At 63.3% G+C, this 6,860-nt stretch carries 5 protein-coding genes and 1 pseudogene; all 6 read right to left on the bottom strand.

The features are described 5' to 3' along the window. Nucleotides 1-314, bottom strand: a pseudogene (locus DBO85_RS06055) (MBOAT family O-acyltransferase); the annotation flags it as partial. Between the two features lie 16 nt (nt 315-330). After that, complete coding sequence (locus tag DBO85_RS06050; RefSeq protein WP_108106277.1) at nt 331-1,794, bottom strand: alginate export family protein; 1,464 nt, start codon at nt 1,792-1,794, stop codon at nt 331-333. Next, nucleotides 1,791-3,245 (bottom strand): SEL1-like repeat protein, encoded by a 1,455-nt coding sequence (locus DBO85_RS06045; protein ID WP_146168169.1) that lies wholly within the window; start codon nt 3,243-3,245, stop codon nt 1,791-1,793. Before DBO85_RS06045 ends, DBO85_RS06050 begins: the two co-directional genes overlap by 4 nt. An 11-nt stretch (nt 3,246-3,256) precedes the next feature. Then, the gene (locus DBO85_RS06040; protein WP_108106273.1) at nt 3,257-4,417 is read right to left on the bottom strand and encodes a PilZ domain-containing protein; all 1,161 of its coding nucleotides are present in this window, start codon (nt 4,415-4,417) and stop codon (nt 3,257-3,259) included. A gap of 17 nt (nt 4,418-4,434) precedes the next feature. Next, on the bottom strand, nt 4,435-5,967 hold the full coding sequence (locus tag DBO85_RS06035) for a glycosyltransferase family 2 protein (RefSeq protein WP_108106271.1): 1,533 nt from the start codon (nt 5,965-5,967) through the stop codon (nt 4,435-4,437). A gap of 245 nt (nt 5,968-6,212) precedes the next feature. Then, nucleotides 6,213-6,860, bottom strand: a 648-nt coding sequence (locus tag DBO85_RS06030; protein ID WP_146168168.1) for a UDP binding domain-containing protein, incomplete at its 5' end; no start/stop codon positions are given.

Below are 6,860 nucleotides of genomic sequence, written 5' to 3'. Positions count from 1 at the left end.
AACACCTCGGCGCCGAAGTTGGCGTACTTGAAGTAGCCCAGGGTGGCCAGGTTGCCGGCCACCCCGATGATCAGCCAGCGAAAGGCGGTCTTCTTCCGGTCGGCATCGAGGCAGGCCTTGATGCGCATCCCGAACCAGTAGTTCCACATGGAAATGCCGACGAACAGCAGGAGGAAATCCGGCCGCCACCAGGCATAGAACATGTAGCTGCCGGCGACGATGACCAGCGAGCGCCACGCGGGCCGGGCCGCGTAGTACACCAGCAGGAACACCGGCAGGAACAGGAACAGGAAGACGTTGGAAGTGAAGATCATGCTGGCAATCCGTCGCTCAGTAGCGAACCACGACCCCGACAGACACCTGAGAGTCATCTCCCACTTCCTTCATCGCATCCCCTGCGTTGAAGTAGCCGGCGTTAACCAGCAGGTGCATGTTGAGGTAGCGACCCGAGTGGGCCACTGGGAACATTTCCCAGAAGTAGGTGACGTCGAAAACCTGGCCGACACCGCGATCGGCGGTCGCCCGACGAGTACCTACGCCGCGCAGGGCGAAGTCCTGGTTGCTCATGGCACCCAGCTCCTTGTTGCGCTGGTAGATGTCCGATACACGCAGATCGAGGTGGCCGCGATCATGCGGGCGGGTTTCCAGGCCGAGGCCGTAGAACATCAGGTTGCGCATGTTCAGGCGGACGAAGGAGCCAACAGCGCCGGCGCTGTAGGTTTCCGGGTTGTTGATGCGATCGGACTGCAGCGAGTTGAGACGAAAGCCGTCGAACTCGTCGTCCGGCTTGTCGGTGATCCCTGCGCGTAGCGAGAAGCGCGGCGACCAGGTCATCTCCGGGAAGCTCTTGCCGACCTCGCCGAGCAGCGCCCAGCCTCGAGTATTCTCGCTGTCGCCCTGACGCACCCGACCGAAGTTGTCGAAGGTATCCGGGGTTTCGATGCGCCCGGCGAGCGTCGCCAGTTCCAGGTGGTAGTCGCTCAGGAAAGGACTGTCGATCTGGTCGCCACGAGCAAACAGACCGAGGCGTACGCCGCGGAAGTCCTCGGTGTCTTCCGGGTCATTGTCCGAGTGGTCGTTCTGCAGCTGGGTGCGGATACCGATCCAGTTCTTGCCGTCCAGTCGGTAGGCGTACTCGCCCATGGCGAAGGTGATGTCCTCTTCGCGCGGGTCGAGCGAGTTCTCGTCGCTGTTGTAGTAGTAGAACTTCTGGCCGACGGCGACGAAGCCGCTGGCGAAGGTGTCGTTGTAGTCGAAACGTACCGACTCGATGCTGTCGTCCCACCAGATGCCGAAACGGTCGTAGTAGCGCTGACGACCGACCGATACGGCGAAGCGCGGATCGTCCCAGAGCAGGTTGCGGCGTACGTAGAATTCGCGCAGCTCGGAGCTGAAGCCCTCGACCTGACGCTCGTCATCCTCTTGCAGGCCGGTGGTGTTCTCGTCCGAGCTGTAGTTGAGCATGGCCCGGCCGAACACCTGCCACTTGGCCCAGCGCTTCTCCGGCGAGTACCAGGCGAAAGACGGCTCGTAGCGCAGGTTGTAGAAGCTGCTGCCGTCCTCGCCCAGGCGCGAGCCTTCCGGGCCATAGCCGCCTTCGACGGTGAACTTGTGGAAGATCTCGCTGGTGATCGGTTCTTCACCCGGGGCGTACACGGGGGCTTCTACCTGAACGTCGCTCTCCACGGCGTCCGGTTCTTCGTCATCGGCATGGGCCAGAGGCCAGGCGAGCGCAAGTGCCACGCTCAAGGGCAGCAGGGCGAGGCCGCGATGCTGTCGTGGGGTCCGCTTCATAGATTCATTCCCTTCAGGATTTCTTCACCAGTGGCTCTGGCACGCTGGACGTCTGCTGGGTCCATTTCTTTTTCGAGCATCTGCAGGAAGCCGCGGGCGCGGGCGGTGCCCAGCTCGTAGGCGACCACGCCGTAGCTGTATGCCTTGACCTTGTCATGGCAGATCGCGCGGCCGCGGGCGTAGAGGTTGGCCATCCGGTAGAAGGCCGGTGCGGAGCCGTTCTCGGCCATGCGCGTGTAGATTTCCAGCGACTTCTGCTGGTCGGCTTCGTCGAGTCCACCGCGGTTGTAGAGGTCGCCCATGGTCAGCCAGGCGCGGTCGTAACCGGCATCGATCAGCTCCTGCGACAGACGCTGCGACTCCAGTGGATCGAGGGTGCGCCAGCCCGGCACCATGAGGATCGAGGCGCGCAGCGACTTGCCCTGCAGCGGCTGGGATTCCTCGACTTTCTCGATCAGCTCGAAGGCGCTTTCGGCGCTGTAGGACTTCGATTGCAGGCTCATGTAGTTGACCTTGGCGACCATCGCGGAAACCGAACCACGGGCGATGGCGTTGTCCAGCCAGGCGACCACGTTGGGGTTTTCCTGACGCTTCACCCGCGGCGGGCCGAGCTGCTCCGACCGTTTCGGCGGGGCGCCGCCTTCTTCGGCGATGTCCTGACCTTCGAGGTCCAGTTCCTCTTCGGTCTCGGGGATCTCTTCGATCCACATGCCGTTGAGGGTGGAGCCGATGCGCTGGGCGCTTTCCGGGTGGAAGTCGTCCATGTTGCCCATCTGGCTTTCGGCGAAGGCGGTGAAGCGCTGGTCGCGGTCGTCGCCGAGCATTTCGTAGTAGCGCTCGACCGCGCGAGGGTCGTCACGCATGGCCTTGATGTAGAGCGCCTCCGCCGCCGCGAGGTCGCCGCGGTGCTCGGCGATGCTGGCGCGATAGATGTCCGGGTAGCACTCATACAGACAGCTGCGCTGATAGAGCGTGATCAGCCGTTCGATCTCGCCTTCGCGGAAGAACTCCGGATAGGCCAGCGAGACTTCCAGAGTGGTGGTGACGCTGCGCACGTCGTAACCGTGCTGGTAGCGCCCCAGCGCATCGCGGAAATAGTCGCGCTGCTGTACGCGCAGGCGGCGATTGCGCTCCAGCTGCCGCGCCAGACCGGCCAGCGCGAGAACGTCACCGCGGCCGTTGGCAAAGGCTTCCTTGTACAGCTGCACGGCTTCGGCCATTTTCGCGCCGACACCGGAACCACTGAGCACGTCGGCCAGCAGGCGTTTGGACTCCAGGTCGCCGCGCTCGGCCAGCGGGCGCAGATCGGCCTCGACATTCGCCGAGGGGTCCTTGTACAGCTCGTAACGGATCTGCTCCAGGCTGCGCCCGGCGTGCGCCGGGAGCGCCTGCAGACCGGCGCAGAGCACGGCTACGGCGAGCAGCGAGCGGGTGGGTCGGTTTCCTAGCATCGGCCAGACCCTCACAGACTCACGCCGGACGACAGGCCGAACGGCAGCCCACGGTACAGCTCGACCGATGCCGGTTTGTTGTAGGACTCCAGCGGCAGCTGACGCTCAGGACGGATGGTCAGCACCAGCATGCGATTCACTTCGTCCACGGAGGAACGGACGATCTCGCCCTTGATGCTCTCGCCAACGCCGTAGACGCTCAGCTTGACCGAGGAGATGTTGCCCAGATCCTCGATGGTGCCGAACGGGAAGCTGGCCTTGATGTGCAGGTCCTCGTTCTTCGGAATCAAGTGAACCAGCGGCTGTTCCTTGTAGGCGTAGGCGTCCAGGCGCTTCTCGGGGAAGAACAGGAAGCAGTCGCAGGGACTGGCGATCACCGTCTCGATCAGCGAGCGGCCGAGCACTACCTGAAGGTCAGCCTGGGACAGGTTGGCCAGCGCGCCGACATCGGCAGGCGTGTTCAGCGTGGAGGCGAGCTGGGTGGAGACGGTGGCGATCGGGTCGCCGGCCTTCACTTCGGTCTGCTCCGGGGTCAGGGTGTACTTGACGTAGCCGTTGTCGGGCATGCTCACGCGATAGCTGTCGGCCGAAACCATTGCCTGTGCCGCGGGGATGCGGAACAGCATCTGGTGGGTCTTGTAGACGACGAAGGCGGCGGCGGCGAGCCCCAGGATCATCCAGGCGAGAGTGCCGCCGGCGGCTTTCATGCGCTGCATGGCGCCGCGTTCCTGGTTGACGCCCTTCTTGCGTGCCTTGATGTAGTTCTCACGCTGCATCACGTTGAACAGGCCGTTGATGTCGGCGATCTCGCCGGACATGTAGGCGGACATCAGGTAGCGCAGGATGTCGCGCTTCTTCGGGTCGAGTTCGACGAACTCGGCACCGACTTCGCGGCCGCGTTGCGAGAGCACCTTGATCTTGCTGTCGATGGTCAGGTCGACGCCGTTCAGATTCATGTGCACGGCTGCATTGAACAGGCCGCCGACCGGCAACTGACGGTCGCAGAGAATGCCCAGGCCGCCCAGCGAAATATCCTGCAGCTCGCACTCCAGGGAGGAGTTGTTGGCGCTGAGGGTGACGCGGGCGGGAATCTTGGTACGCACGAACTGGCGTTCGTCGACAGCCTCGTGGACGACGTTTGCGTTCCCGGGTAGGACGGTTGCACTGGTCATGGAAATTTCCGCCTTGGTTAGGGTTGGGTTAGCTGCAGCAGCAGGTTGATTGCGCTGAAGAAGATCGCGATGGAGGACACCAGCATGGCTTTCGAGGACCACTTGTTGAGCCGGGTATCGAAGGCCGCATTGCCATTCGCCAGAGTGGTTTTCTGGCGGGTCCAGCTCTGCTGGTCGAGATGGAACATGGCGTAGATCTTCATCACCGAACCAACGATCTGGTTGTAATAGAGAACGAACGGGTAGACCGGATCGACCGGGTGCTGGGCTGCTAGGAACATCAGCGTGACTATCGTTCGCGAGATCAGCACCCAGAACACGTACGCCCAGAGGTACTGGATGCCGAAGAACAGCCCGGCGACTACCGAGGCGGTGAGACCGAACATGCAGGTCCACATCGACAGGCGCTGGTCGTAGAGCACGTACATGGTGAAGAAGCCCAGACGGCGCAAGCCGAGCAGTTTGGTCGCACGGAAGTTCTGGCGTAGCGAGTTGCCGTACCAGCGGAACATCAGCTGGCGGGTGGCGCGGAAGAAGTTGCTGTCTGGCGGATGCTCCACCGTGAGGGTGTTGCTGTCCGGGACGTAGAAGGTGTCCCAGCCGGCGCGCATCAGGCTGAACCAGGAGGACTTGTCGTCCCCGGTGAGGAACTGGAAGCGGCCTAGGCGCCAGTGCTGGAGGAAGTCGGCCTCCACGTCGCGGATGAACGCGGGGTCGGTCATGATGCTGGCGCGGAAGAACGACAGGCGGCCGGTCATGGTCATCACCCGCTTGCTCAGCGCCATCGAGCACATGTTGATGTGCCGCTGGACGAAGCGCATGGTGTGCCACTCCTTGACCAGGCTGCTGCCTTCCACCTCGCAGAACTCGTTGGTGGTGATGCCGCCGACGCTGGGCAGGTAGGCGAACAGCTTGACCGCGCGTTCCACGCAATGCGGCAGCAGCATGGTGTCGCCATCGACCACGCCGACTACCGCGTCGTCGCCAGGCATCTGCCGGGACAGTGCGCGGAAGGCATGCGCCAGACCGTCGCGCTTGCCGGTACCGCGGGCGCGCACGACGACCAGCTTGATGTCGTCGCGATCACGCACCTCGCGCTGCATGATCTCCTTGATGAAGCGCTCGTCGGCCTTCTCGACGATGGAAACGATAACGGTGCAGGGCACCGGCATGCGTTGCACTTCCTGGAATACCGACTGGTAGACCTTGAAGGTGGTGTGGGTCGGGATGCGGAAGCTGGTCACCACCATGTACATGTGCGAGGGCAGCGCGGCCTCGCCCATGGCGTCGACCTTGCGGCGGATGCGCGGAAACTTCCAGTGCAGGAAGTACATGCCGCGCACGTAGTGCATCACAGCATTGCCGTAACGCCACAGGCCGACGGTACCGATCAGCAGGATGAAGTTCTTGTGGGCCGGGTCGAGCAGCGAGGGGTCGACCAGGTTGCTTAGCAGCCCGATCAGGGCGAACAGCAGTGCCCAGCCGAAGAACTTTCTCCAGCTGCGCCCTTGCTGTTGCCCTGTATGGGCGTCGAGGCTCTGTGAAACCATGTCTGGCGTTTCCTTCCTTCTCCGCGGCGATTTCCGCGGGGAGCGGAAATCGGTTCATTCGGGGATGGGTCCTTGTCGGTACGCCTGGGAGCGGGCATACCGACGTTGCGTGCCGCGTCGGTTGACCGCTCAGGGGGGAGATCGCATCCATGCGTGCGGTGCGCCGACAGAGCGCATCAAGCGTGCCGTCGGGTCCGTCATCGTTAGCCTGTCCATGTGCCTTTTCTCCCTGTGCGGTGCCGTGGTTACCAGCAGATGCCTTCTGCGCCGGCGGCGGTCTTGCCGCTCATGAAGCCGACCAGATCGATCACCTGCTTGCCGGCCGGAACCTGCTCGGCGTAGGCGCGGAAACGCGAGTCGCCATTGCCCAGAACGACGATGTCGGCGCTCTGTACCACCTCGTCCAGATCGGACTTGAGCAGCGAGGACACGTGCGGGATCTTCGACTCGATGTATTCCTTGTTGGCACCCAGCACGCGGGCGTACTCGACGTTGCTGTCGAAGATCGACAGCTCGAAGCCCTTGCCGATCAGCATCTCGGCCAGCTCCACCAGCGGGCTTTCACGCAGATCGTCGGTGCCGGCCTTGAACGCCAGACCGAGCAGGGCAACCTTGCGGCTGCCGTGCTGGGCGATCAGGTCGAAGGCGTTCTGCACCTGGACCGAGTTGGAGCGCATCAGCGAGCTGATCAGCGGCGACTCGATGTCCCACTGGCTGGCGCGGTAGGAGAGGGCGCGCACGTCCTTGGGCAGGCAGGAGCCGCCGAAGGCGAAGCCCGGGCGCATGTAGTACTTGGACAGGTTGAGCTTGTTGTCCATGCACACCACTTCCATTACCTCGCGGCCGTCGACGCCGGCGGCCTTGGCGATGTTGCCGATCTCGTTGGCGAAGGT

Origin of the sequence: Pseudomonas mangrovi, assembly GCF_003052585.1 — a bacterium.
Lineage (GTDB): Bacteria > Pseudomonadota > Gammaproteobacteria > Pseudomonadales > Pseudomonadaceae > Aquipseudomonas > Aquipseudomonas mangrovi.
Note: the sequence above shows the minus strand (reverse complement) of the source record. Positions and strands in the feature narration are given on the sequence as shown.

What these genes read in the sequence shown, in the direction of transcription:
- DBO85_RS06050 (WP_108106277.1), bottom strand. Translation starts at nt 1,794, where the DNA reads ATGAAGCGGACCCCACGACAGCATCGCGGCCTCGCCCTGCTGCCCTTG.
- DBO85_RS06045 (WP_146168169.1), bottom strand. Translation starts at nt 3,245, where the DNA reads ATGCTAGGAAACCGACCCACCCGCTCGCTGCTCGCCGTAGCCGTGCTC.
- DBO85_RS06040 (WP_108106273.1), bottom strand. Translation starts at nt 4,417, where the DNA reads ATGACCAGTGCAACCGTCCTACCCGGGAACGCAAACGTCGTCCACGAG.
- DBO85_RS06035 (WP_108106271.1), bottom strand. Translation starts at nt 5,967, where the DNA reads ATGGTTTCACAGAGCCTCGACGCCCATACAGGGCAACAGCAAGGGCGC.